Source organism: Cellulomonas pasadenensis (assembly GCF_047229365.1).
Taxonomy (GTDB): domain Bacteria; phylum Actinomycetota; class Actinomycetes; order Actinomycetales; family Cellulomonadaceae; genus Cellulomonas.
Map to the genome: position 1 here is coordinate 1 of NZ_JBFTEP010000026.1, position 25,052 is coordinate 25,052.

The 25,052-nt window shown below is 74.5% G+C and carries 17 protein-coding genes and 1 pseudogene; 13 read left to right on the forward strand and 5 right to left on the reverse strand.

The window, feature by feature from the left end; genetic code table 11:
• Nucleotides 1-963 (forward strand): annotated as a pseudogene (locus AB6N23_RS05770) (hypothetical protein); the annotation flags it as partial.
• A gap of 19 nt (nucleotides 964-982) precedes the next feature.
• Here the strand turns inward: AB6N23_RS05770 and AB6N23_RS05775 are convergent.
• From AB6N23_RS05775 to AB6N23_RS05790, 4 genes are read right to left on the reverse strand one after another with little or no spacing between them, the layout of a single operon-like run.
• Entirely contained in the window at nucleotides 983-1,357 is a 375-nt protein-coding gene (locus AB6N23_RS05775; RefSeq protein WP_412865143.1) for a HepT-like ribonuclease domain-containing protein, read from the reverse strand.
• A complete protein-coding gene (locus AB6N23_RS05780) occupies nucleotides 1,354-1,797 on the reverse strand; it encodes a helix-turn-helix domain-containing protein (protein WP_412865144.1) in 444 nt (147 codons plus the stop codon). The genes AB6N23_RS05775 and AB6N23_RS05780 overlap by 4 nt, the downstream gene beginning before the upstream one ends.
• Nucleotides 1,798-1,853: 56 nt before the next feature.
• On the reverse strand, nucleotides 1,854-2,624 hold the full coding sequence (locus AB6N23_RS05785) for an ABC transporter permease (protein ID WP_412865145.1): 771 nt from the start codon (nucleotides 2,622-2,624) through the stop codon (nucleotides 1,854-1,856).
• The gene (locus AB6N23_RS05790) at nucleotides 2,621-3,574 is read right to left on the reverse strand and encodes an ABC transporter ATP-binding protein (RefSeq protein WP_412865146.1); all 954 of its coding nucleotides are present in this window, start codon (nucleotides 3,572-3,574) and stop codon (nucleotides 2,621-2,623) included. Before AB6N23_RS05790 ends, AB6N23_RS05785 begins: the two co-directional genes overlap by 4 nt.
• A gap of 131 nt (nucleotides 3,575-3,705) precedes the next feature.
• Between AB6N23_RS05790 and AB6N23_RS05795 the strand changes: the two genes are divergently transcribed.
• Nucleotides 3,706-4,602 (forward strand): TetR/AcrR family transcriptional regulator, encoded by an 897-nt coding sequence (locus tag AB6N23_RS05795; protein WP_412865147.1) that lies wholly within the window; start codon nucleotides 3,706-3,708, stop codon nucleotides 4,600-4,602.
• Nucleotides 4,603-4,750: 148 nt separating this feature from the next.
• Nucleotides 4,751-9,442: a lamin tail domain-containing metallophosphoesterase family protein gene (locus tag AB6N23_RS05800; protein ID WP_412865148.1), complete on the forward strand. Its 4,692-nt coding sequence runs from the start codon at nucleotides 4,751-4,753 to the stop codon at nucleotides 9,440-9,442.
• A gap of 246 nt (nucleotides 9,443-9,688) precedes the next feature.
• Here the strand turns inward: AB6N23_RS05800 and AB6N23_RS05805 are convergent, their stop codons facing one another.
• Nucleotides 9,689-10,720: a LacI family DNA-binding transcriptional regulator gene (locus tag AB6N23_RS05805; protein ID WP_412865149.1), complete on the reverse strand. Its 1,032-nt coding sequence runs from the start codon at nucleotides 10,718-10,720 to the stop codon at nucleotides 9,689-9,691.
• 150 nt (nucleotides 10,721-10,870) lie between these two features.
• Here AB6N23_RS05805 and AB6N23_RS05810 point away from each other — a divergent pair, with 150 nt between their 5' ends.
• The 10 genes from AB6N23_RS05810 (at nucleotide 10,871) to AB6N23_RS05855 (ending at nucleotide 25,032) form a co-directional block, all read left to right on the forward strand.
• Nucleotides 10,871-11,833, forward strand: a complete 963-nt coding sequence (locus AB6N23_RS05810) for a carbohydrate ABC transporter permease (RefSeq protein ID WP_412865150.1) — start codon at nucleotides 10,871-10,873, stop codon at nucleotides 11,831-11,833.
• Nucleotides 11,834-11,836: 3 nt separating this feature from the next.
• A complete protein-coding gene (locus AB6N23_RS05815) occupies nucleotides 11,837-12,796 on the forward strand; it encodes a carbohydrate ABC transporter permease (protein WP_412865151.1) in 960 nt (319 codons plus the stop codon).
• Between the two features lie 79 nt (nucleotides 12,797-12,875).
• Complete coding sequence (locus tag AB6N23_RS05820; protein WP_412865152.1) at nucleotides 12,876-14,201, forward strand: ABC transporter substrate-binding protein; 1,326 nt, start codon at nucleotides 12,876-12,878, stop codon at nucleotides 14,199-14,201.
• 190 nt (nucleotides 14,202-14,391) lie between these two features.
• Nucleotides 14,392-16,149 (forward strand): glycoside hydrolase family 35 protein, encoded by a 1,758-nt coding sequence (locus tag AB6N23_RS05825; RefSeq protein WP_412865153.1) that lies wholly within the window; start codon nucleotides 14,392-14,394, stop codon nucleotides 16,147-16,149.
• 99 nt (nucleotides 16,150-16,248) lie between these two features.
• On the forward strand, nucleotides 16,249-20,364 hold the full coding sequence (locus AB6N23_RS05830; RefSeq protein WP_412865154.1) for a glycoside hydrolase: 4,116 nt from the start codon (nucleotides 16,249-16,251) through the stop codon (nucleotides 20,362-20,364).
• Nucleotides 20,365-21,021: 657 nt separating this feature from the next.
• Nucleotides 21,022-22,035, forward strand: a complete 1,014-nt coding sequence (locus tag AB6N23_RS05835; protein ID WP_412865155.1) for a Bug family tripartite tricarboxylate transporter substrate binding protein — start codon at nucleotides 21,022-21,024, stop codon at nucleotides 22,033-22,035.
• Nucleotides 22,032-22,631 carry a tripartite tricarboxylate transporter TctB family protein gene (locus AB6N23_RS05840; RefSeq protein WP_412865156.1) on the forward strand — a complete coding sequence of 200 codons (600 nt, stop codon included), beginning with the start codon at nucleotides 22,032-22,034 and terminating at the stop codon, nucleotides 22,629-22,631. Before AB6N23_RS05835 ends, AB6N23_RS05840 begins: the two co-directional genes overlap by 4 nt.
• Before the next feature lie 16 nt (nucleotides 22,632-22,647).
• Complete coding sequence (locus AB6N23_RS05845) at nucleotides 22,648-24,174, forward strand: tripartite tricarboxylate transporter permease (protein WP_412865157.1); 1,527 nt, start codon at nucleotides 22,648-22,650, stop codon at nucleotides 24,172-24,174.
• On the forward strand, nucleotides 24,171-24,569 hold the full coding sequence (locus AB6N23_RS05850; protein ID WP_412865158.1) for a universal stress protein: 399 nt from the start codon (nucleotides 24,171-24,173) through the stop codon (nucleotides 24,567-24,569). The genes AB6N23_RS05845 and AB6N23_RS05850 overlap by 4 nt, the downstream gene beginning before the upstream one ends.
• Before the next feature lie 37 nt (nucleotides 24,570-24,606).
• Nucleotides 24,607-25,032 carry a DUF3592 domain-containing protein gene (locus AB6N23_RS05855; protein WP_412865159.1) on the forward strand — a complete coding sequence of 142 codons (426 nt, stop codon included), beginning with the start codon at nucleotides 24,607-24,609 and terminating at the stop codon, nucleotides 25,030-25,032.
• Nucleotides 25,033-25,052 lie beyond the last annotated feature (20 nt).

A 25,052-nucleotide genomic window follows, 5' to 3' on the forward strand; every position in this document is an offset into this window, starting at 1 on the left:
GCCCCGCACCCCGCGCCCGCGTTCGCCGCCCCGCACGGCGCCCCGCCCGCGCCCACGTACGCCGGCCCCGGCTACGGCGCGCAGCACGGCACCCCGCCCACCGCCGCCGCTCCCGGCTACGGCGTGCCCGCCGGTCCGCCGCCGTACCTGGCACCCGGCACGGGCCACCCCGGCGCGTTCCCGCCCCCGGGCACGCAGCCGCCGGGCAAGGGCATGGCGATCACGGCGCTGGTCCTCGCCGGTGTCGCGCTGCTGCTCAGCTGGGTGCCGTTCGTCAACTACCTCGCCGGCGTGCTGGCGGTCGCGGGGCTCGTCGTGGGCGTCGTCGCGCTGGCGAAGTCCCGGCCCGGGCGCGGCATGGCGATCGCGGGCGTGGTGGTCGCGGTCGTGTCGGTGGGCATGGTCGTCCTGTCGCACGCCGTGTACGCGCGGGTGCTCACCGAGTTCGTCCAGGGGTTCGAGGCGGGCCTGACGGCGGAGGAGCCGCTGCCGTTCGACGAGCCGCTCCCCTTCGACGAGCCGTCGACCGACCCTTTCGCGCTGGACGAGCCGTCGGGCGGTGAGCCGGCCGCCGACATGACCGTCGCGTTCGGCGAGACGTTCGTCTACGAGGACGGGCTCGAGGTGACGGTCGCCGCGCCCGCGCCGTACCAGCCGTCGCCGTACGCGAGCGGTGTCGGCGCCACGGGCGAGCACATGCGGTTCGCGGTAGCCGTCACCAACAACAGCGCGGAGGAGTACCACCCGGTGCTGTTCTTCACGTCCGTGACGTCCGGCGGGGCGGCCGCCACCGAGATCCACGACTACGGCTCGGACCTGACGCTCGCGCCGTCGGAGCCGGTCCAGCCGGGGCAGACCGTCACGTTCGAGGTCGCGTACACGATCACCGACCCGGCGTCGGTGGTCATGGAGGTGCAGCCGAGCATGGTCACGCACGAGCCGTTCACGGTGACGCCGGGCTGACGCGACGGTCGCACCGAGGTCAGGACGAGGGCGCGCCGTCGCCCTCGTCCTGACCCCGCAGCCGCCGCGCGAGATCGGGCACCCGCCGGACGAGCGTCGCCCACACGAAGTCGGCCTGGACCTTGTCGTAGTGGTGCGCGATCAGGTTCCGCATCCGCTGGATCTTCGTCCACTCGACGTCGGGACGGGCGTCCTTGTACTCCGCCGGCAGCTTCTCGACGGCGGTGGAGACCTTGATGACGATGCGCTCCCCGGCGTTGCGCAGCAGGCGCCCGGTCGGGTCGTCGGCGAGGTACGCGTCCCGGCCGTGCGCGACGACGTGGGCCGCGTCGTCCGCGATGCCGGCGAGGTCGACGAGCAGGCGCCCGAGCTTCTCGTCGGGCACCGCACTCACAGCGGCACCGCGTGCGCGCTGACGGCTCCGACCATGCGGCCGGACACGATGTCCACCGGCGCGCCGAGCAGCTCCTCCAGCTCCTCCGTCAGGTCGAGGACGTCGACGAGGTCGGTCCCCTCGTCGAAGGTGATGACGAGGTCCACGTCGGAGCGGACGGAGTCCTCACCGCGCGCCACCGACCCGATGACGAGCGGGTCGTGCCCGTGGTGGCGCGCCACCGCGGCACGCACCTCCGCGCGGTGCAGGTCGAGGACGACCGAGGGCCGCACCGCGAGCGCCTGGTCGAGCCGCTCACGCGCCGCGGCGCCGACCGCCCGCCTGCCCGTCTCCGCGGCGGCGATCACGGGCTGCGGGACGCCGCTGCGTCCCGCGAGCTCGCGCTGGCTCCAGCCGAGACGCCGACGCCGCGCACGCAGCTGCTCCCCGTACGTCGCCATGCCGCCGACGATAGCGCCTGCGCTATCACCTCGACCACCGTCATGGTCGCCCACCCCTACGCCCGCCTGCGCAGCGCCAGCACCGCCCCGACGACCGCTACCGCACACCACGCGAGCAGCACGGCCAGCGACCGTCCCGGCAGGGCGAACGTGTCCGACGCCAGCCCCGCGCGCACCAGCTGCGCCATCGGCTCGATCGGCGCCCACGCGTGCGCGTCCTGCAGCCACTGCGGCATGCGCTCGGCCGGGTACGAGACGGGCGAGAACAGCAGGACGACGAACACGAGCGCCTGCGTGAGCAGCTGCGCGAGCGCGGGCGGCAGCAGCGCCGCCATCGCGTAGCCGACGGACGCGGCGGTCAGCGACACGAGCAGCGTCGCGGGCACGAGCCACGGCGCGGGCGCGAGGTCGACGTCGAAGCGCCACACGCCGACGAGGACGCCGAGCACCATGCCGGGCAGCGCGAGCAGCGTCCACACCAGCAGGTCGCCGACGAGGAACGCGGTGCGCGGCACGGGCAGCGTGCGCAGCCAGTCGAGGCTGCCCTCGGTGCGCGACTGCGACAGCAGCTGCGGCGTGAGGACCAGGCCGATCGTGATGAGGGTGATGGTGGGCGCGCCGGTGGCGAGGTAGAGGGCCGTGAGCGGGTCCGGGTCGCCGACGAGCAGGCCGTAGCCGACGACGGTGGCGACGGCCATGAACGCCTGCACCACGACCATGAGCGGCAGGAACTGGCTCTGCCGGCGGAACTGCCACTGCACGAGCAGCAGCGTCTGCCGGGCGGCCGTCGCGACGTCGGGACGGGTCGCCGGGCGGGTGGTGGTCATGCCGCCACCTCCTCGGGCGCGCGGTCCTCGCCGACGAGCCGGACGTAGACGTCCTCGAGCGACGCCGGCGTGAGCGCGTACCGCTCGAGGCGGCCGGCGTCGACCTCGCCCTGCGCCCAGGCGACGACCTCCGGCGCGCGCCCGGCGGGCACGGTGCCGGTCGCGCGGAGCCGTCCGGCGGCGCCGGGGACGACCGCCGGGTGCCACGTCACCGGGCCGTCGTGCGGCAGGTCCACCTCGAGCGTCAGCGACCCGCGCAGCGTGCCCGTGAGCCCGGCGGGAGTGTCGGCCGCGAGCACGACGCCGTGGTCGAGGACCGCGAGGTGGTCGACGACCCGCTCGGCCTCGCGCACGTTGTGCGTGACGAGCAGGACCGCGTGGCCGGCGTCGGCGAGCCCGCGGATCTGCGCCCACAGCAGGCGCCGGCGCACGGGGTCGACGTCGTTGGTCGGCTCGTCGAGCACCACCAGCGCGCCGGGCTGCACGGCCGTCATCGCGAACGAGGTCAGCCGGGCGACGCCGCCCGACACCTTCTCGGCACGGGTGTCGGCCCACGCCCCGAGGTCGAGGGCGTCGAGCAGGTCCTCGGTGCGGCGGGCGACCGTGGTGCGGTCGCCACCGCGGATGCGACCGACGAGCTCGATCGCGCGCCGGGGCGTCAGGCCGGTGATCGGCACGTTCGCCTGCGCCTGGATCGACACGAGCCGCCGCGCGACCTCCGGCCGGGCCACCGCGTCGACGCCGTCGAGCGTGATCGTGCCGGCGTCCGGGCGCACCAGCCCGACGACCTGGTGCACCAGCGTCGTCTTGCCGGCGCCGTTGTGGCCGAGCAGGCCGACCACCTGGCCCGCCGCCACGTCGAGGTCGATCCCGTCGTTCGCCTGTACGCCGGTCCGCCCGCGGTAGCGCTTGCGCAGCCCGCGGACGGACAGCAGCACGTCCGTGCTCATCTTCCGCCTCCCTGGATCCCCATCGGTACGTGCTCGACGGTATCTTCGCATACCGCCTGGCATCAAGAGGTGATGTACCGCTCGGTATGTGTCGGGTACCGAGTGGTACGCGCGCCGTCTACGCTGAGCGCATGGCCCGGGACGACCACGACTCGCTCAGCGCCGCCACCCGCGCGCTCGTCGACGCCACCGCCACGCTGACCCGCGTGCTCGGCGACCAGGCGCGCACGGTCGTGCCCGAGGTCGGCGCGACGGTCGCGCAGTCCCTGCGGGAGGCCTCGCGCGGGCTCGCCGTCGCGTCCGAGACGATCTCGCGCACGGCCCGGACCGCGTCCCCCACCGGCACCGGCACGACGAGCGGCACCGGCACGACCTCCGGCACGGACGGCACGGACGGCGCCGACGCACCCGCCACCGGCGGCGCCCGCGCCGAGGACCGCCGCCGCCAGCGCGTCGACCGCACCCGCGCCGACCTGCTCGCCGCCGCCGCGCGCGTCATCGCGGCGAAGGGCTACGAGGGTGCGTCGGTCGGCGACATCGCCGCCGAGGCCGGGTACACGAAGGGCGCCGTCTACGCGCACTTCGGGTCCAAGGAGGAGGTCTTCCTGACCCTCGCGCGCGACCAGCTCCACATCACCATCGAGTCGCCCGACGCGACGCTGCCCGGCGTGACCGTCGACGGCGTCGACGAGGAGGCGCTCACGCACTGGCTGTGCGGCGTGCAGGACGACCCGCGGATCCTGCTGTCGCTCGAGTTCCTCGCGTACGGGCTGCGGCACCCGGAGGCGTCCGGCGAGCTCGCGCGCCTGCACGTCGCGTCGCACGAGGTGCTCGCGGACCAGGTCGCGGAGGTCCGGCGCGCGCGGCAGGGCGACGGTGCCGACCCCGGCACGACGCAGGACGACTTCGACACCGCGCTCGCGGTCATCAGCGTGCTCAACGTCGCCACGCTCGAGGGCCGGCTCACCGGCTCGCCGCACCTGTCGCCGCAGGCCGGCGCGCGGGTGATCGCCCGCCTCCTGTCCTGAGCGCACCCTGGGCGAGCCGCCGTCACCCGCACGGGCGAATCGATGCAGCGTCGACGCGTGGCCCCGGCCCGGCCACCCGTCGTTCACCCCCCGGTCGGTACCGCTCCCTAGCCTCGCGGCGCTCCCCTCGCCTCGAGACAGGACACCCATGCCCTCGCACGCCCCCCGCGCGCGCCGCACGACGACGGCGGTCGGCGCGACCGCCGTCGCCGCGCTCGCGCTGACGCTCCTGCCCGCTCCCGCGGGCGCGGCCCCGGCCGCCACGTGGCCTCTCGTGGTCACGGAGATCGCCCCCGACAACACCGGGTACGACGACTTCGAGTACGTCGAGCTCACCAACACCACCGACGCGGACCTCGTCCTCGGCGAGGGCGGGTACCAGCTCGCCTACACGTTCGCCGACTCCGGGGACCGCTCGCGCGACAAGCCGCTGTCGGTCCCCGCGGGCACCGTCGTCCCGGCGGGCGGCACCGTCGTGCTGTGGGTGCAGTACACGGCGGGCAACGTCGACACGACCCGGCACGACGCCGCGGACTTCCGCGCGTTCTGGGCGCAGCGCGGCGGGCCGTCGACCGACTACCCCGTGGTCCCGCTCAGCGGGCAGGCCGGCATCGCCAACGGCGGCGACCGCGGCATCCGTGTGCTGTCGCCGTCCGGTGAGGTCGTCGGCTGGTCGTTCGTGCCGGCGGGCGGCGTCGGCGTCGACCAGGTCGTGCAGTTCCGCACGCCCGTGGACGCCGGCACGCGCGCCATGGACGTCCTGGCGACGCTCGCCGCGCCGAGCCCGGGCGTCGTCGCGCCGGAGCAGCTGGCCGACCGCACGTCCGCGGACCCCGGCCCGACGCCGTCGCCGACGGACGAGCCGACGCCCACCGCGTCGCCCACCCCGACCACGGAGCCGACGGCCACGCCGACGCCCACGCCGACCGCGACCCCGACGGCCGCCCCCGGGACCGCACCGGCCCCGCCGGCGGACTCCCTGCGCGGGCTGCTCCAGGTCACCGAGCTCATGGTCGACTCGACGAACGTCGGCGGGTCCGACGGCTACGAGTACGTCGAGGTCTACAACCCCACGACGCGCCCCGTCCCGTTCGCGGACCACGTGATCCGGTACCTGTACCCGAACGAGGACTACACGAACGCCAGCACCACGCTGTGGCCGGCGACCCCGGCCGACGCGGTCGTCCCGCCCGGCGGCACGCTCGTGCTGTGGGTGAAGAACGGCGGCAACCAGGCGCTGACGCGCGCCGACTTCCGCACGTTCTGGGGCGTCGACCTGCCGGACGAGCGCATCCTCGAGATGCCGGCGGGCGGGATGGCGAACGGCAGCCCGCGCGGCGTCGAGGTCATGACGCAGACCGGCCACACGGTCAGCCGCGCGTACTACAACATGGCCGGCGCGCGCGACGTCGCGACGGACCGCGGCATCCACTACGCCGCGGACGCGGCCGACTTCTCGCGGCAGCGCCTAATCGGCACGCGCGCCCCGTCCCCCGGCACGGTCGAGGCCGACCAGGCGCCCGCGACGCTCACGACGCCGGTCGCCGACGCCGCCGCGCCGACGGTCGCGGACCGGTCGCCCGACGTCGTCGACCCCGCCGCCGCGCTGACGTTCGCGGCCGAGGTCGACGACGACCGGCAGGTCAGGCGCGTCGAGCTGCACGTGCGCTCCGACCTCGACGCGGCCGACCGCGTGCTGTCCCTGCAGGACGACGGCTCGGGCCGGTTCGCGACGACCGTCCCGGCGGTCGACCTCATCGGGAAGTCGTCCTACACGTACCGCTGGGTGGCGTCCGACGGCGTCCACCTGGTCGAGACGGCGCCGGTGACGCTGCCCGTGCTGGGCGCGAGCGACGACCCGGTCCGCCTGAACGTCGCCGACGGCGACCTGCTCGCGCGCACCGCGCCGGTCTCGGTGGCGGCCGAGAGCGGCGACCCCGCCGACCTCGCCCTCGCGGTCGACGGCACGCCCCTCACGCCGACGGCCCCGCAGCTCGAGAAGCCGGCGGTGTTCGCGGTGGAGGTCACCGCCACGGACGCGGCCTTCCGCAACGGCATCGTCCTGCCGTCGCCCACGGGTGACGCGTGCCACGACGGCCAGGTGCTCACCATCTTCGAGCGCGGGACCTACTCGAACGTCGAGACGGTCACCGCGTCCGTCCCGCTCGAGGCCGTGCGCCCGGGCGAGCCCGTCACGGTGCTCGTGTCCGCCGGCACCAAGGCGTACCCGTGCGACGACCCGGACGAGAACAACGACGACTTCACCGCGATCAACCCGCGCCTCGTGCTGCCCGACGGCCGCACGCTCGTGCCCGCCGGCTACACGGGCGGCTCGATCGCGATGGGTGACTCCGCGGGCAAGATCGGCGACTACGCCGCGACGTTCACGATCCCGGACGACGCCTTCACGGCCGTCGGCCACGCGTGGGACACGACCACCGTCACGGACGGCACGCACACCGTGACCGGCACGGACGGCACCGCCACGGCATCGGCCGACGTCGTCGTGGACAACACGGCGCCGGTCGTCGCGATCGCGGTCGACGCGGACGAGACGTCGGACGCCGGCCTGCAGGGCACGATCCGGGTCGACGCGACGGCGACGGACGCCACCTCGTCCGTGGCCTCCCTCACCGCCACGCTCGACGGCGAGCCCGTCACGCTGCCGCTCACCACGTCGTCGCTGCTGCTCGTCCCGGGCGAGCACCACGTCGCCGTCACGGCGACCGACGCGGCCGGCAACGCGCACACCGAGCGCCGCACGTTCACCACGCCCGACGAGACGCCGTCCGTCGCGCTGCTCACGCCCGAGGACGGCGCCCACGTCACGGGCCCGGCCGTCGAGCTGGCCGCGCGCGTCGGCGACCCGACCGGTGACGCGCTCACGGTGTCGTTCCACAAGGCGTTCCGCTTCGCCGCCACCGACGCCGCCGTCACGGCGGCCGCCGGCACGACGCGCGACGCGGCCGCCACGTCCCGGGACGCCGCGGCGCTCACCGCGGAGCAGCGCGCCGCGCTGACCACGACCGACGGCGCGGGCGTCCGCACCGCGGGCGGCGACGCCCTGCCGTACCAGCTGTTCGACGTGGCCGTCCCCGCGGAGGCGGGCGACGGTGCGCGCGTCGTCACCACGTGGGACGGTGCCGCGGAGTCCGGCGCGACGGTCGTCCTGCACGTGTGGGACGTCGCCGCGGGTGCGTGGGCGGAGGTCGACCGGCACGTCGGCACCGGCGACGGCAGCACCGAGGAGACGTTCACGCTCGCCGCGGACGTCCCCGTCGCGGGCCACGTCGCCGACGGGGAGGCCCGCTTCCTCGTCCAGCACTCCGAGGGCTGGGCGGGCGCGAACCTGTCCACCCGCGCCACGCCGGTCACCCCGGCCCACCCGCAGGACACGCCGCGCCCCGACTACGACTTCACGCTCGCGTGGGAGTCGGACACGCAGTACTACAACGAGTCGTTCTACGACCACCAGCTCGCGATCCACGAGTACCTGCTGGACCGCCGCGACGAGCTGAACCTGCAGTACCTCTTCCACACCGGCGACATCGTCGACAACTGGGACCAGCCCTACCAGTGGGCCAACGCGGACGCCGCGTACCGGATGCTCGACGAGGCGGGGCTGCCGTACGGCGTCCTCGCCGGCAACCACGACGTCGGCATCTTCGACTCGGACTACACCGCCTACTCGCAGTACTTCGGCGAGGCCCGGTTCGCCGGCAACCCCTGGTACGGCGGCTCGTACCGGGACAACCGCGGGCACTACGACCTGCTCACGGCCGGCGGCATCGACTTCGTCGTCGTCTCGATGGGCTGGGGCCCGGGCGACGCGGAGATCGCGTGGATGAACGAGACGCTCGCGCGGTTCCCGAACCGGGTCGCGATCGTCAACCTGCACGAGTACCTGCTGACGACCGGCGGGCTCGGCCCGGTGCCGCAGCGCATCCAGGACGAGGTCGTCGCGACGAACCCCAACGTCCGCATGGTGATGAGCGGGCACTACCACGACGCGTACACGCGCATCGACCGGTTCGACGACGACGGCGACGGCACGTCCGAGCGCGTCGTCACGCAGATGCTCTTCGACTACCAGGGCCTGCCGGAGGGCGGTCAGGGCTTCCTGCGCCTGCTGCACTTCGACAACGAGGGCGAGCAGATCCAGGTCCGCACGTACTCGCCGTCGCTCGACGTCTACAACTCGGACGACCCGAGCCTCGACCTCGGCGCGCAGGAGTTCACGATCTCCTACGCCGACGCCGGCATCACGCCGCGGGCCAAGGTGCTGGTCGCCGACGCGTTCCACGCCGAGGTGCGCACGGACGCGGAGCTGACGGCGGCGACGTCGGTCACGCCGGCGGCGCGGCCCGCGGCGGGTGCGCTCGCTGCGACGGCCTCGCCGCTCGCCGGTGACGCGGCGATCCTCGCGGTCCCGGTGCTGCCGGGGGCCGAGGGCGCGGTGGTCCGGGCCGCGTGGACGCCGTCGGACGGCACGCACGGCTGGTACGTGCGGGTGGTCGACGAGCACGGCGCGGTCGTCGAGTCGGACGTGCGCACGGTGACGTTCACGCGGGTCGCCGGCGAGTTGCCCGGTGCGCCGGGCGACCCGGGCACGGGTGGCGGCGCCACGCCGGGTGGCGGGACGGGTAGCGGCGCCGGTGCCGGTACGGACGGCGGCGCGCCTACGGGTGCGACGACCGCCCTGGGCACGGGCGTGCGCGGCGGGTCCGGCGCGCTCGCGGTCACGGGCACCGACGCGGGGGCGCTCGCGCTCCTCGGCGGCCTGCTCCTCGCGGCCGGCGCGGCGGCGGTCGTCACCCGCCGCCGCATGACGACGAGCTGACCGCCCGGGCGGACGGCGCCCCGGCCACCGTCCGCCCGCCTGACGTCACCGATGCCCTCCCGGTCGCGCACCGGGAGGGCATCGCCGTCTCCACGCCGGTCCGCTCACGGCCACCTCCGTCAGGGCCGACCCGCCGGTGGGGGGATGGGCGTGTCCGTGGCGAGCGGGGTCTCGCGTGCGCGTGCGGACGCTCGCGCGCACGCGAGGCCCCGTTCGGGGTGGACAGCAGTCCGCGGGTCGGGTGGGTCAGCGGGGGCGGGGTGGGGCCGTGCTCGCGCGTTCGACCAGGCGCGTCGGGACGACGACGTGGTGGCCGGGCAGGCGGGTGCGGTCGCGGATCTGGCGCATGAGGAGCTCCACGAGCTCCGCGCCGATGGCCGTGAAGTCCTGGCGGACCGTCGTCAGCGGCGGCCACAGGTACTCGGCCATGGGGATGTCGTCGAAGCCGACGACCGACACGTCCTCGGGCACCCGGCGGCCCGCCTCGTGCAGCGCGCGGACCACGCCGGCCGCCATCTCGTCGTTCGCGCAGAACACCGCGGTGACCGAGGGGTCGTCGGCGAGCCGCGCCCCGACCTCGTACCCCGACGCCGCCGACCAGTCGCCGTGCCACTCCTCCGGCACCGGCCGGCCGGCGGCGCGCAGCCGGGTCCGCCACGCGTCGGCCCGGACCCGCGCCGGCGTCGAGTCGAGCGGCCCGCCGACGTGGTGCACGGTGGGGTGGCCGAGGTCGAGCAGGTGCTGCACGGCGAGCGACGCGCCCTCGGCCTGGTCGGTGCCGACGGCCGGGTGGTGCCCGACGAACCGGGAGTCCGAGACGACCACGGGGAGCCGCGGCGGCAGGGCGAGCGTGTCGGGGGTGGCGTCCTCGGCGCGGATGACGACGAGGCCGTCGATGGCCTGGTGGTCGAGCCGGCGCACGGCGTCGGACACGTCGGACGACGACGGGGTGCGGACGTCCACGAGGGTGACGCTGTACCCGTGCTGGCGGGCGGCCTCGACGACGCCCTCGAAGGTCCGCGACTCGCCCGTGCGGGTGAGCCGGTGGGCGATGAGCCCGATGGTCCCGAACGAGCCGGAGCGCAGCGCGCGGGCGGCGTGGTTGGGGCTGTAGCCGAGCTGGTCCATGGCGGCGAGGACGCGGTCACGCGTCTCGGCCCGGACGTTGGTGGCGCCGGTCGAGACGCGGGAGACGGTCTGCTGCGAGACGCCGGCCAGCCGTGCGACGTCGGCGATGGACGGGCCCGGACGGCCGCGGGCCGAGGTCACCTGCGACATGCTGAGCAGCATAGCGATGGTGACGTCGCCATGGGCCCGGTCGTCATCACCGGACGTGACGGATGGTGACGTCACCATTCCGTGACCTGCGACAGCGCCCGACCGCTTGACACCCGTGGACACCCGGTGGAAACGTGCCGGTTGCCGTTGATGGTGACGTCAACATCCGGCGCCACGAAGGAGTGTCCCGTGACCCAGACCGCCGTGCCCCCCGCGGTTGCCCCCGCCGCCGCGGTGCGCCGCCGCCGCGCGCGCCCGTCGTGGACCGGCTGGGGCTTCGTCGGCCCGTTCATGGCCGTGTTCGCGCTCGTGTTCCTCGCACCCATCGCGTACTCGCTGTGGATCAGCCTGTTCCGCACGCAGCTCGTCGGCGGCACCACGTTCGTCGGGCTGGAGAACTACCAGCGCGCGCTCGCCGACCCGCAGTTCTGGTCCGCGCTCGGCCGCGTCACCCTGTTCCTCGCCGTGCAGGTGCCGGTGATGCTCGGCATCGCGCTGCTCGTGGCCCTCGCGATCGACAGCGGCCGGCTGTACGGGCGGGACTTCTTCCGCATCTCGATCTTCCTGCCGTACGCCGTCCCCGCCGTCGTCGCGACGCTCATGTGGGGCTTCATGTACGGCACGCGGTTCGGCCTCGTCGGCAACATCAACGACGCCTTCGGCGTCAGCCTGCCGAACCCGCTGTCGCCCGACCTCGTCCTGGCCGCGATCGGCAACATCGTGACCTGGGAGTTCGTCGGCTACAACATGCTGATCTTCTACTCCGCGCTGCGCACGGTCCCCACCTCGCTGTACGAGGCGGCGGAGATCGACGGCGCCGGCCAGTGGCGCGTGATCACGGCGATCAAGCTGCCCGCGATCCGCGGCGCGCTCGTCGTCGCGGGCATCTTCTCGATCATCGGCAGCTTCCAGCTGTTCAACGAGCCGAGCATCCTGCAGTCCCTGGCGCCCAACGCCATCACCACGTACTTCACGCCGAACCTGTACGCGTTCTCGCTGTCCTTCTCGGGCCAGCAGTACAACTACTCGGCCACGGTCGCCCTCATCATGGGCGTCCTCACGATGGTGATCGCCTACGTCGTCCAGCTGCGCGGCATGCGCAAGGAGGCGTGAGCGATGACCACCGCGACCCCGACCCCCACGACGCCCCGGTCGTCCGCCCCCCGCCTGCGCAGCACGCGCGGTGCCGGGCAGCGCCCCGGGACCGGCCGCACCCGCGGCCGCAGCGTCGACCGGCCGCGCAAGTCCGTCCTCATGACGGTGCTCACCGCGCTCGTCCTGCTGTACGCGCTGGTCCCGCTCGCCTGGCTGGTCATCAACGCGACGAAGACGCAGGGCGACCTGCTCACGTCGTTCGGCCTGTGGTTCGGCGACTCGTTCGCGCTCTTCACCAACATCGGCCAGACCCTCACCTACGACGACGGCATCTTCGTCCGCTGGTTCCTCAACACCGTGCTGTACGTGGTGCTGGGCGCGGGCGGCGCGACGCTGCTCGCGGTGCTCGGCGGGTACGGGCTGGCGAAGTTCCAGTTCCCCGGCAAGCGGGGCGTGTTCGCCGTCGTCATCGGCGCCGTGGCCGTCCCCGGCACCGCGCTCGCCGTGCCGACGTTCCTCATGTTCAGCCAGATGGGCCTGACCAACACGCCGTGGTCGGTGATCATCCCGTCGCTGATCTCGCCGTTCGGCCTCTACCTCATGTGGACGTTCGCCGCGGAGGCGATCCCCACCGAGCTCATGGAGGCCGCGCGCATCGACGGCGCCAGCGAGGCCCGCACGTTCGCGCAGGTCTGCCTGCCGCTGCTCGCCCCCGGCATCGTCACGGTGCTGCTCTTCACGATGGTCGCGACGTGGAACAACTACTTCCTGCCGCTGATCATGCTGAAGAACCCCGACTGGTACCCGCTGACGCTCGGCCTCAACGCGTGGAACGCGCAGGCCGCCACCGCGGGCGGCGAGGCGATCTTCCACCTCGTCATCACCGGCTCCGTGCTGACGATCGTCCCGCTGGTCGTCGCCTTCCTCTTCCTCCAGCGCTACTGGCAGTCCGGCCTCGCCGCCGGCTCCGTGAAGGAGTAGCAGCGCAGTCGAGGAGTGACCGGCGCCCCCGCGCCACCCCGCACCACCGTTCCCGTACGACGACGTGAGAGGACACCCCATGACCCGCACCACCCGCACCGCGATGCACCGCACCGCGTTCCGCGGTGCCGCCCTCGCCGGCGCGCTCGCGCTGACGCTGACCGCCTGCTCCGGCGGCGGCGGCGACGCCGACCCGGACGCCGCCGCCGAGGAGGGCGGCGAGCTCCTCGTCTGGGCGTGGGACCCGACCGTCGAGCCCATCGCCGAGGCCTACATGGAGGCCAACCCCGACGTGACGATCGAGCTCGTCAACGCCGGCACGGGCAACGACCAGTACACGGCGCTGCAGAACGCGATCGGCGCCGGGTCGGGCGTCCCGGACCTCGCGCAGATCGAGTACTACGCGCTGCCGCAGTTCGCGATCGGCGAGTCGCTCGCCGACCTCACCGAGCTCGGCGCCGACGAGCTCGACGGCACGTACACGCCCGGCCCGTGGAACGCGGTGCAGCAGGGCGAGGGCGTCTACGGCCTGCCGCTCGACTCCGGCCCGATGGCGCTCTTCTACAACGCGGAGCTGTTCGAGCAGCACGGCATCGCGGTCCCGACGACGTGGGACGAGTACGTCGCGGCGGCGCGGGCCCTGCACGCGGCCGACCCGAACGCCTACATCACGGCCGACACCGGCGACGCGGGCCTCGCGACGTCGCTCATGTGGCAGGCCGGCGGCCGCCCGTTCCAGGTCGACGGCACCGACGTGACCATCGACCTCGCCGACGAGGGCTCGCAGGCGTACGCCACGATGTGGCAGCAGCTCATCACCGACGACCTCGTCGCGCCGATCAGCGCGTGGAGCGACGAGTGGTACCAGGGCCTGGGCAACGGGACCATCGCCACGCTCGTCACCGGCGCGTGGATGCCCGGCAACTTCGAGTCCGGCGTGCCCGAGGGCGCCGGCAAGTGGCGCGTCGCGCCGATGCCGCAGTGGGAGGCCGGCGAGTCCGTGACGGCCGAGAACGGCGGCTCCGCGATGTCCGTCATGGAGGCGTCGGAGAACAAGGCGCTCGCGTACGACTTCCTCGAGTTCGCGTCGGCCGGCGACGGCGTCGCGCTGCGCCTCGAGGGCGGCGGCTTCCCCGCGACCGTGGCGGACCTCGAGTCGGAGGAGTACCTCGCCGAGGAGTCCGAGTACTTCGGCGGCCAGAAGATCAACGAGGTCCTCTCGCAGGCCGCGGCCGACGTCTCCGAGGGCTGGCAGTACCTGCCGTTCCAGGTCTACGCGAACAGCGTCTTCAACGACACGGTCGGCCAGGCGTACGTCTCCGACACGACGCTGTCCGAGGGCCTGACCACGTGGCAGCAGCAGCTGACGACGTACGGCAACGACCAGGGGTTCACCGTCGAGTGACCTGAGCGGGACCGACGGGGGCGGCGCACGCCGCCGCCCCCGTCGCCTCCCGCCGCCTGCTCCGCCGCCGCTTCCTCCGCCGCCCAGGTCGTCCGCCGACGTGGGAGGGGCGCCACCCGCCCCTCCGTCGTGGACGTGCGACCCACCGCCGCACCCGCCGCACCCGCCTCCCGACCCCAGGAGCCCCGCCATGCCCACGTTCGAGATCGGCGAGCAGGACTTCCTGCTCGACGGCCGCCCGCACCAGGTGCTGTCCGGCGCGCTGCACTACTTCCGCGTGCACCCGGACCTGTGGGCGGACCGCATCCGGTCGGCGCGGCTCATGGGCCTGAACACCATCGAGACCTACGTCGCGTGGAACGTGCACGCGCCCACGCCGGACGTGTTCGACACGACGGGCCCGCGCGACCTCGGCCGGTTCCTCGACCTCGTCGCCGCGGAGGGCATGCACGCGATCGTGCGTCCCGGCCCGTACATCTGCGCCGAGTGGGACAACGGCGGGTTCCCGGCGTGGCTGTTCCGCATGCCCGGTGTCGGGGTGCGCCGCAACGAGCCGACGTACATGAAGGCCGTGCAGCAGTACCTCGAGCACGTGCTGCCGATCGTCGCCGAGCGCCAGGTCACGCGCGGCGGGCCGGTCATCGCCGTGCAGGTGGAGAACGAGTACGGCGCGTACGGCGACGACAAGGACTACCTGCGCGCGCTCGTCGCGATCAACCGCGCCCAGGGCATCGAGGTCCCGCTGCTCACGTGCGACCAGGCCGACGACGCGATGCTCGAGCGCGGCGGCCTGCCCGAGCTGCACCGCACGGCGACGTTCGGCTCGCGGACGCCGGAGCGGCTCGAGACGCTGCGCCGGCACCAGCCCACCGGGCCGCTCATGTGCATGGAGTTCTGGTGCGGCTGGTTCGACCACTGGGGCGCGCACCACCACACGACTGACCCCGCGCAGTCGGCGGGCGACCTCGACGCGCTGCTCGCCGCCGGCGGGTCCGTCAACGTGTACATGTTCCACGGCGGCACGAACGCCGGGTTCACGTCCGGCGCCAACGACAAGGGCGTCTACCAGCCGACCGTCACGTCGTACGACTACGACGCCCCGCTCGCCGAGGACGGCACGCGCACGGCCAAGTACGACGCGTTCCGCGCGGTGCTCGGGACGTACACCGACCTCCCCGCGGAGACGGCCCCCGAGCGCCGGCCCGCACCGACCGGCGTCCTGCGCGACGGACGGCGCACCGTCGACCTGTGGTCCGTCGTCGACGGGCTCGACGGCTGGGTCGAGGCGCACGACGTGCCGACGCACGAGCAGGTCGCGGCGGCCTCGGGCTTCGTGCTGTACCGGACGTCGGTGGAGCTCGCGGAGCCTGCCGTGCTCGCGTTCGCCGAGGTCCGCGACCGGGCGCAGGTGTTCCTCGACGGGCGCGCGGTCGGCGTGATCGACCGCTCGGAGCGGGCCACGTCGCTGACGCTGCCCGCCGGCGCCGGCCGCCTCGACGTGCTCGTCGAGGACCAGGGCCGCGTCAACTACGGCCCGCGGATCGGCGAGGCCAAGGGGCTGATCGGCCCGGCGACGCTGGGCGGGCGGCCCCTGACCGGCTGGCGCGTGCTGCCCGTCGACGTCGACGCGCTCGCGGCGTCCCCGGCGCTCGCAGCCGACGCCCCCGCGTCCACCGCCCCCGTGCCCGGGCCGTCGTTCAGCGTCTGGGAGGCCGACCTGCCGCGCGCGGACCTGTTCGTCTCCACGCGCGGCTGGGGCAAGGGCGTCGTCTGGGTCAACGGCACGTCCCTCGGCCGCTACTGGTCCAAGGGGCCGCAGACCACCCTCTACGCCCCCGCGCCGGCCGTGACCGGCCGCGGCGACCGCGTCGTCGTCCTCGAGCTGCTCGGCGGTGCCGACGCGCTCGCCCTCGTCGACGCGCCCGACCTCGGGCACACGGAGTTCTGACCGCACGACCCGCACGACCCGCACGACCCGCACGACCCGACACCTCAGAGAAGAGGACCGATGACGACGACGTCACGTCGATCGACAGCGGGAGCCGCCGTGCTCGCGCTGACGGCCGGGCTCATCGCAGCCCCGGCCGTGACCGCACCCGCCGCGGCGGCCACCGCGGTGACCGTCACCCCCAACCCCTGGTACGCCGGGGAGGAGTTCCAGGGCTGGGGGACGAGCCTGGTGTGGTTCGCGAACGCGACCGGGGACTACCCGGCCGACGTCCGCCAGGACCTGTACGACAAGCTGTTCACGGCCGAGGGGCTCGACCTCAACATCGCCCGCTACAACATCGGCGGCGGGCACGCGTCCGACGTCGAGGACTACCTGCGCCCCGGCGGTGCGGTGGCCGGCTGGTGGCAGCCGGACACGACGGGTGACCTGTACGGCGCCCCGACGACGCACGCGAACGCCGCGACCGTCCGCGAGGCGTTCGACCCGGCAGACGACCGGTTCTACGACCTCGACGCCGACGCGACACAGCGGTGGTGGGTCGACCAGCTCACGGCCGACGACCAGATCACGCACTGGGAGACGTTCGCGAACTCGGCGCCGTGGTTCATGACGGAGAACGGGTACGTGTCGGGCGGGTTCAACGCCTCCGCGGAGCAGCTGCGGCCGGACCAGGTCGACACGTTCGCGCAGTACCTGGTGCGCGTCAGCGAGGAGCTCGAGGACGCGCACGGCATTACGGTCGACACCATCGACCCGCTGAACGAGCCGAACACGAACTACTGGGGCACGACGCTCCGCGACGGCGTCCCGGTCGGCGGCCGGCAGGAGGGCATGCACGTCGGGCCCGCGCGGCAGGCGGACCTCATCGACGCGCTGGCCGCGCACCTGCGCGCGCCCGGGTCGACCACCGACGCCGTCGTCTCCGCGATGGACGAGACCAACCCGGGCACGTTCGTCACCAACTGGAACGCGTACGACGCGCAGACCCGCGCGAACGTCGACCAGCTCAACGTGCACACGTACGGCACGGGCGGCCGCCAGACGGTCCGCGACCTCGCCAAGGTGGCCGACACGCCCCTGTGGATGAGCGAGGTCGAGGGCAGCTGGGTCAACGGCTGGAACCCCGCGAGCATCGTCAACGGGCTCGGCCTGGCCGGGCGCATCCACGACGACCTGCGCGAGCTGGAGTCGGACGCGTGGGTGTTCTGGCAGCCGGTCGAGGACCTGTGGAACATGGAGCCGCAGGGCGAGAACCTCAACTGGGGCGGCGTCTTCATCGACCTCGACTGCCGCTGGTACGGCGAGGGCGAGGACCGGGTGTTCGCGTCCGAGCGGCGCGTCGAGGCGGCCGGCGGCGACTGGTCCGAGGTCGAGGCGTGCCACGTCGAGACGAACACGAAGTACGACACCACCCGCAACTTCACGCACTTCATCCGTCCCGGCGACCGCGTCGTCGCGACCGACTCGGTCGTCACGACGGCCGCGCTCTCGGCGGACGGCACGTCGACGTCGCTCGTGCACACGAACGCCTCGACGCAGCCGGTGACGCTCACGGTCGACCTGGCGAAGTTCGGCACGGTGGAGCCCGGCGCGACGGCGACGCCGTACGTGACGACGCAGTCCCCCGCGGACGAGCCGAGCGCGAACGCGCTGGTCGAGGGCGACGCGGTCGCCGTCGACGCGGACGCGCGCACCGTCATGCTCACGCTGCCGGCGCAGTCGGTCAGCTCGATCGTCCTCGACGGCGTGCACGGCGTGGCCGAGGACGCCGCGGCGATCGCGGACGGCCACACGTACCAGCTCACCGGCGTGCAGAGCGGCAAGGCGCTCACGGCGGCCACGGGTGCGACCACCGCGACCACGATCACGACGCCCGGCACGACGGCCGCGGCCGTCGCCCCGCAGCTGTGGACCGCGCACGCGGTGGCCCCGGGCCGTCTCGACGGCACGAAGCGGTTCGTCCTCGAGGGCGCCGACGGGCGCGTGCTCGGCGCGACGACGGCGGGCACGGACCTGCGGTCGACGTCCGTGGAGGCCGCGAGCGCCGACCCGGCGACGCGCTGGATCGTCTCCTCCACCGAGGGGCGCTCGTTCGCGTTCGTCAACGAGGCGATCGGGCAGGCGCTCGAGGTCGGCGGCCAGTCGACCGCCGAGAACGCCGGCGTCGGGGTCTACGGCTCCAACGGCGGCGCGAACCAGCGCTGGTACCCGCGCGACGTCGCGGCGACGGGCGTCTCCCCCGTGGCCGTGAGCACCACCGTGGGCGTCGTGCCGGTGCTGCCGGCCACCGTCGTCCCGACGTACCGCTGGGGCACCGGGCCGGCCGCGACGGTCGTGTGGGACGAGGTCCCCGCGTCCGCGTGGGCGCAGGCCGGCCAGGTCACGGTGACCGGCACGGCGACCGACGTGTACGGCGCCTCGCTGCCCGTGACCGGGACCGTCGACGTCGGCGGCTTCACCGTCACCGACCCGGTGTCCGTGACGGCCTACGAGGGCTCGACGCTCGCGCAGGTGCAGGCCGCCGCGCCGGCGGTCGTGCCGGCGCGCGTCGGGGCGTCCACCGCGACGTTCGACACCCCCGTCACGTGGGACTGGTCGGGCGTCACGGACGCGTCGTTCGCGGCGCAGGGCGTCGTCGCCGTGCCGGGCACGGCGGAGTCGAACGAGGCCGGCGCGGAGCCGGTCCGGGCGACGCTGAACGTCGTCGTCACCGCGCGCGCCTCGGCGAACATCGTGCCGCTGCCCACGACGGCGGCGAGCGCCACGTTCACCGAGCCGGGCTACTCGATCGAGAACACCCGCAACGGCAACCGCACCGACAAGGCGTGGTCGAACTGGGTCGGCACGGCCCGCACGTCCGACACGCTGACGTACACGTTCCCGGCCACGGAGCTCGCCGACGCGTCGGTGTTCTTCTACGCCGACGGCAGCCACCGCAGCTGGGCGCGCGAGACCGTCGTCGAGTACCGGGACGCCGCGGGCACGTGGCAGCGGGTGCCGGGGCTGGACCAGCCGGTGCCGACGCCCGCCCCGACCGAGGGCGCCGCACCGGTGCTCACGGTGGACCTCGACGGGCTCGAGGCCACGGGGCTGCGGTTCGTGCTCACGCCCAACCCGGGCGTGCACATGATCGTGTCGGAGGTGGAGATCGGCGCCGTCGCGCCGGCCGCCGGCTCCGTCACCGACCTCGCCGCGCTGCGGACGAACGGCGTCGACGTGCCGGGCTTCGCGGCCGACGTGACGTCGTACGACGTCACGGTCGACGGCTCGGCGTGGCCGAGCGTCGTCGCGGTGCCCGTCGACGCGGACGCGACCGTGGAGGTGACGCAGCCGTCGGAGGGGAACGACGGCGTCGCCACCGTGCGCGTCACGGCGGCCGACGGCTCGGCGACGTCCGAGACGACCGTGCGGGTCGAGCGGCGCGCGGTGGTGCGCGGCGTGACCCTCAGCGGCCTCGCCGCCGACGGCACCGCCACGGCGGGCACCGCGCTCACCGCGGTGGCCGACGTCGACCCCGCCGACGCGGCCCTCACGTACGCGTGGGCCGTCGACGGCGAGGCCGTGGCCACCGGGGCGTCGTTCACGCCCACGGCGGACCACGTCGGGTCGGCCGTGACGGTCACGGTCGTCGCGTCGGCCGAGGGCTTCGCGTCCTCCGCCGAGGTGGCGTCGGCCGCGGTGACGGTCGCGGCGGCGCCGGTCGACCCGGGCACGGGCGGGCCGGGGCAGCCGGGTCAGCCGGGCGGGCCGGGGCAGCCGGGTCAGCCGGGCGGGCCGAACCCGGGTCAGCCGGGGCAGCCGGGGCAGCCGGGGCAGCAGGCGGGGCCGACGGTCACGCTGTCGTCGGGCACCGTCCGCCCGGGCGGCACCGTCGAGGTGTCGGCCCGCGGGCTGACCGCCGGCGGCGAGGCCGGCATCGAGCTCCGCTCGGAGCCGGTCCTGCTCGCGACGCGCACGGCCGACGCGTCGGGCGCCGTCACCGCACGGGTCACCGTCCCGCGCGGCACGGAGCTCGGCACGCACACCGTCGTGGTCGTCGACCGCACCACGGGTGCGACGGGCACGGCGACCCTGCGGGTCGTCGGCGCGGGCGGCAGCCTCGCCGTGACGGGCGCGTCCCCGTGGGCGCTCCTCGCGGTCGCCCTCGGCCTCGTGGCCGCGGGCGCGGGCGTGGTCGTCGTCCGTCGTCGCCAGGGCGGCACCACCGCCTGACGCGGCACGCACGGACGCGGCCCCGGGGAGCACGTCTCCCCGGGGCCGCGTCGCGTCCGGCGGCGGTCCGGAGGCGGTGGTCCCGGCCGCGGCCGGCGGCGGTGCTCAGCCGGGCTGCCGGCCGGGTGCCACGTCCTCCGGCGCACCCGGCGGCGCGAGGAGCTCGCGCGCCTCCTCCGCCGCGCGCGCGATGCCCTGGCCGACGAAGTCCATGAACCGCGCCATGCTCTCGAGCCGGGCACCGGCCGCGGTGTCGCGGCCGAGCAGCCTGCGGCACCTGCCGGACCCCCGTGCCGTCGGCAGCGACCTGTGAGTGGCGCTCGCGTGGCTCGTGGGGATCCTCGTCGTCGGGTACGCCCTCGCCGTCGCCTCCTACCGACGGCGGGTCGGCTGACCGCACCGGCCCGGCCGGCCCGTGCGCTCCCCCCTGCCGAGCGCTGCAGGTCGCACCGAGCGCGGGTGGTGCACCTGCGGCGGTCGGTGGGAGGTACCGCGGTCGGTGGGTGGGGCGTCAGCGGGTGCCGTCCGGGGGCGAAAGGGACAGGATCGACGGCAGGGCACGAGGAGGTGTTCGGCATGGCGGTCATCCGTCGGCACACGCACGGCACCGGGGGCCGGGCGGCGGGCGACGTCCGCGTGCAGCGTTGCGGACGCCAGGTGTCCGCAACGCTGCACGCGTCGCGTGCTCGCCGGCCGTGGCGGGCGCGCGCGGCGTTCGCCGGTGTGCTCGTCGCCGTCCTCGCGGTCGCCGGCTGCGGGGTCACGCGCGGCGACGACGGCGGCGAGAACCGCCGGCTGCGCATGATGATCCCCAACTCCCCCGGCGGCGGGTACGACCAGACCGGCCGGGCGGCGACGCGCGTCATGGAGGACCAGGACCTCACCGGGCGGTTCGAGGTCAGCAACGTCATCGGTGCGAGCGGGACGGTGGCGATGCAGCGGCTCGTCAACGAAGAGGGCGCCGAGGACCTGCTCATGACGATGGGTCTGGGTGTGGTCGGCGCGACGTACACGAACGGGTCGGACGCGCGCGTGAGCGGGGCGACGCCGATCGCGCAGCTCATCGAGGAGCAGGAAGGGCTGCTCGTGCCGGCGGACTCGCCGTTCGAGACCGTCGACGACCTGGTGGCGGCCTGGACGGCCGACCCCGGCAGCGTGCGGATCGGCGGCGGGTCGAGCCCCGGCGGGCCCGACCACCTGTTCCCCATGCAGCTCGCGGACGCGGTCGGCGTCGACCCGACGCAGGTCAACTACATCGTCTACGACGGCGGCGGCCCGCTGACCACCGCCCTGCTCGGCAGCAAGATCGACGTCGGCACGTCGGGCCTCGCCGAGTTCGAGGGCCAGATCGCCGAGGGGTCGCTGCGCGTGCTCGCGACGTCCGGCGAGGAGCGCCTCGAGGGCGTCGACGCCCCGACGCTCGTCGAGTCCGGCATCGACCTCGTCTTCACCAACTGGCGCGGCGTGCTCGCGCCGCCCGGCATCAGCGACGAGGTCCGCGAGCAGCACATCGCGCTGCTGGAGCAGATGCACGCGACCGACGCCTGGCAGGAGGCGCTGGAGACCAACGGCTGGGTGGACGCGTTCGTGACCGGTGACGAGTTCGAGGAGTTCCTCGTGGAGCAGGACGAACGGGTGGCGAGCACGCTGACCGACCTGGGGCTGCTGTGAGCGCGGCGGACGACGCGGGCACGCGGCCCGCCACCGCGACGGGCAGCACCGCCGCGGGCGGCCCGCCCCACGCCCGCAGCTCGTCCGGCGCCCACGACCGCGCCCACGACCGCCCTGCCGTCGACCGCACCCAGTACGGCCTCGCGGCGGTGCTCGCGGTGATCGGCGTGGTGACGGTCGTCGACTCGGCCGGCCTGGGCCCGGGGTTCGCCGACCAGGTCGTGCGGCCGGCGGCGTTCGGGTACGTCATCGGCTCCGCGACGGTCCTGCTGGCGCTGCTGCTCGCGGTCGCCACCGCGCGCGGCGACCGCGCCGAGGGCGAGGCCGGCGAGGACGTCGACCTCGCGACCGGCACCGACTGGCGGACGCTCGCCGGCCTGGCGGGCGTGCTCGTGGCGACCGTCGCGCTCATCGACTGGCTCGGCTGGGCCATCGTCGGCGCGCTGCTGTTCGCGGGCGCCGCCACGGTGCTCGGCAACCGGCACTGGGTGCGCAACCTGCTCGTCGGCGCGGTCCTGTCGGTGGGGTCCTGGTACGGCTTCTACGTCGGGCTGGGCATCCCCATCCCGGCGGGCGTCCTGGACGGGATCCTCTGATGGCGGGGGCGTTGTGATGGACGCGCTGCTCACGGGCTTCGCGCTCGCCCTCACCCCGGAGAACCTGCTGTACGCGGTGGTCGGCGTGCTGCTCGGCACGGCCGTCGGCGTGCTGCCCGGCATCGGCCCCGCGATGACGGTCGCGCTGCTGCTGCCCGTCACCTACAACGTGTCCCCGAGCGCGGCGCTCATCATGTTCGCCGGCATCTACTACGGCGGCATGTACGGCGGGTCGACGACGTCGATCCTGCTCAACACGCCGGGCGAGTCGTCGTCGGTCATCACGGCGCTCGAGGGCAACAAGATGGCCAAGACGGGCCGGGCCGCGCAGGCGCTCGCGACCGCCGCGATCGGGTCGTTCGTCGCCGGGACGATCAGCACGGTGCTGCTGGTGGCGCTCGCGCCGACGGTCGCCGAGTGGGTCGTCGTCCTGGGGGCGCCGTCGTACTTCGCGCTCATGGTGCTCGCGCTGGTCGCCGTCACGTCGGTCCTGGGCAGCTCGAAGCTGCGCGGGTTCATCTCCCTCGCGCTCGGGCTGACGATCGGGCTCGTCGGCACGGCCACGGGCCAGGCGCGCCTGACGTTCGGCAACCCGCTGCTCGCCGACGGCATCGACATCGTCGTCGTCGCGGTCGCGATCTTCGCGGTCGGCGAGGCGCTGTGGGTCGCGGCGCACCTGCGCCGACGCCCGCTCGAGGTCATCCCCGTCGGGCGGCCGTGGATGGACCGCACCGACTGGGGGCGGTCGTGGAAGCCGTGGCTGCGCGGCACCGCGTACGGGTTCCCGTTCGGCGCGCTGCCCGCCGGCGGCGCCGAGATGCCGACGTTCCTCTCGTACATCACCGAGCGGAGGCTCGCCGGGAAGCACAAGGCGGAGTTCGGCAAGGGCGCCATCGAGGGCGTCGCCGGCCCGGAGGCGGCGAACAACGCGTCCGCCGCCGGCACCCTCGTCCCCCTGCTGGCCATCGGCCTGCCGACCACGGCCACCGCCGCCGTCATCCTCGCCGCGATGCAGGGCTACGGGCTGCAGCCCGGCCCGCAGCTGTTCGAGGCCGAGCCCGAGCTGGTCTGGACGCTGCTGGCCAGCCTGTTCGTCGCCAACACGCTGCTGCTCGTCATCAACCTGCCCATGGCGCCGCTGTGGGCGAAGCTGCTGCGCATCCCCCGGCCCTACCTGTACGCGGGAATCCTGTTCTTCGCGGTGCTCGGCGCGTACAGCGTGAACTTCCAGTGGTTCGACGTGGCGCTGCTGGGGCTCTTCGGGGCGCTCGGGTTCGCGATGCGGCGGTTCGGGCTGCCGGTGCTGCCGCTGATCGTCGGCGTGATCCTCGGGCCGCGGCTCGAGGAGCAGCTCGCGCAGGCGCTGCAGCTCTCGCGCGGGGACGTGTCCGCGTTGTGGGGCGAGCCCGTCGCGGTGATCGTCTACGTGGTCATCGCGGCGCTGCTGCTCGGCCCGCTCGTGCTGCGGCTCGTCCCGGGCCGGCAGGGGCCGGAACGGCTGGAGGACGACATCGACGCACTCGAGGAAGAGGTGAGGTCATGACCGTCGTCGTGGGCTGGACGGCCGACGCCCGGGGGCACGCCGCGCTCGAACGCGGGGTGCAGGAGGCACGCCTGCACGGCGAGGCGCTGCTCGTCGTCAACGCGACGACGGGGACGTCGACGGTCGACGACCGGTTCGCCGGCGCCGCCGACGTCACCGAGCTGCGTACGCAGCTCGCGACGCTGGGCGTCGAGGCGGAGGTGCGCCAGCCCGTCGTCCGCGACGTCACCGAGGCGCTGCTCGCGGTCACCGAGGAGGTCGACGCGTCCGTGCTGGTCATCGGCATCCGGCACCGCTCGCCCGTCGGCAAGCTCATCATGGGCTCGACCGCGCAGCGGATCCTGCTCGACGCGCGGTGCCCGGTGCTGGCGGTGAAGGCGACGGACGGGCGCTGAGGTCGGGCGCGGGCGGTCCGGGCGGTGATGCCCGACGATGGCTGCCATGCCGGTCGTCGTCGTGGTGCAGGTGGTGCTCGTGGCCGCGGCCGTCGCGCTCGTGGCGCGGGTCCTGTGGTCGGCGAGGAGCGCCACGGACGCGCGCCGGCGGCTCGCGCGGGCGCGGACGGCGTCGGGCGAGGTCGTCGCCGTCGAGGCCGTCGCCGGGCAGGACGTGCCGACCGTCCGGTACCACGTCGCGGGCGAACGCCTCGAGGCGAGCCCGCGCACGCCGCGCCCCGGCAAGCGCTACCTGGTCGGCCAGCCGGTGGACGTGCGGTACGACCCGCAGGAGCCGGCGTGGATGACGGTCGAGTCGGTGCAGGGCGACGCGCGCGTGCCGCGGCCGCGGGGGGCGGCGGCGTCGACGGTGGCGGCGGGCGTGCTCGTCGTCGCGGCGGTGCTGCTGCAGCTGGTGGTCTGACGGGCGCGCGGCCCGTGCCG

Excerpts from the sequence above, each read along its gene's own strand:
- AB6N23_RS05780 (WP_412865144.1), bottom strand. The coding sequence starts at position 1,797 with ATGGCGACGTACGGGGAGCAGCTGCGTGCGCGGCGTCGGCGTCTCGGC.
- AB6N23_RS05785 (WP_412865145.1), bottom strand. The coding sequence starts at position 2,624 with ATGACCACCACCCGCCCGGCGACCCGTCCCGACGTCGCGACGGCCGCC.
- AB6N23_RS05790 (WP_412865146.1), bottom strand. The coding sequence starts at position 3,574 with ATGAGCACGGACGTGCTGCTGTCCGTCCGCGGGCTGCGCAAGCGCTAC.
- AB6N23_RS05795 (WP_412865147.1), top strand. The coding sequence starts at position 3,706 with ATGGCCCGGGACGACCACGACTCGCTCAGCGCCGCCACCCGCGCGCTC.
- AB6N23_RS05800 (WP_412865148.1), top strand. The coding sequence starts at position 4,751 with ATGCCCTCGCACGCCCCCCGCGCGCGCCGCACGACGACGGCGGTCGGC.
- AB6N23_RS05805 (WP_412865149.1), bottom strand. The coding sequence starts at position 10,720 with ATGTCGCAGGTGACCTCGGCCCGCGGCCGTCCGGGCCCGTCCATCGCC.
- AB6N23_RS05810 (WP_412865150.1), top strand. The coding sequence starts at position 10,871 with ATGGTGACGTCAACATCCGGCGCCACGAAGGAGTGTCCCGTGACCCAG.
- AB6N23_RS05815 (WP_412865151.1), top strand. The coding sequence starts at position 11,837 with ATGACCACCGCGACCCCGACCCCCACGACGCCCCGGTCGTCCGCCCCC.
- AB6N23_RS05820 (WP_412865152.1), top strand. The coding sequence starts at position 12,876 with ATGACCCGCACCACCCGCACCGCGATGCACCGCACCGCGTTCCGCGGT.
- AB6N23_RS05825 (WP_412865153.1), top strand. The coding sequence starts at position 14,392 with ATGCCCACGTTCGAGATCGGCGAGCAGGACTTCCTGCTCGACGGCCGC.
- AB6N23_RS05845 (WP_412865157.1), top strand. The coding sequence starts at position 22,648 with ATGGACGCGCTGCTCACGGGCTTCGCGCTCGCCCTCACCCCGGAGAAC.
- AB6N23_RS05850 (WP_412865158.1), top strand. The coding sequence starts at position 24,171 with ATGACCGTCGTCGTGGGCTGGACGGCCGACGCCCGGGGGCACGCCGCG.
- AB6N23_RS05855 (WP_412865159.1), top strand. The coding sequence starts at position 24,607 with ATGGCTGCCATGCCGGTCGTCGTCGTGGTGCAGGTGGTGCTCGTGGCC.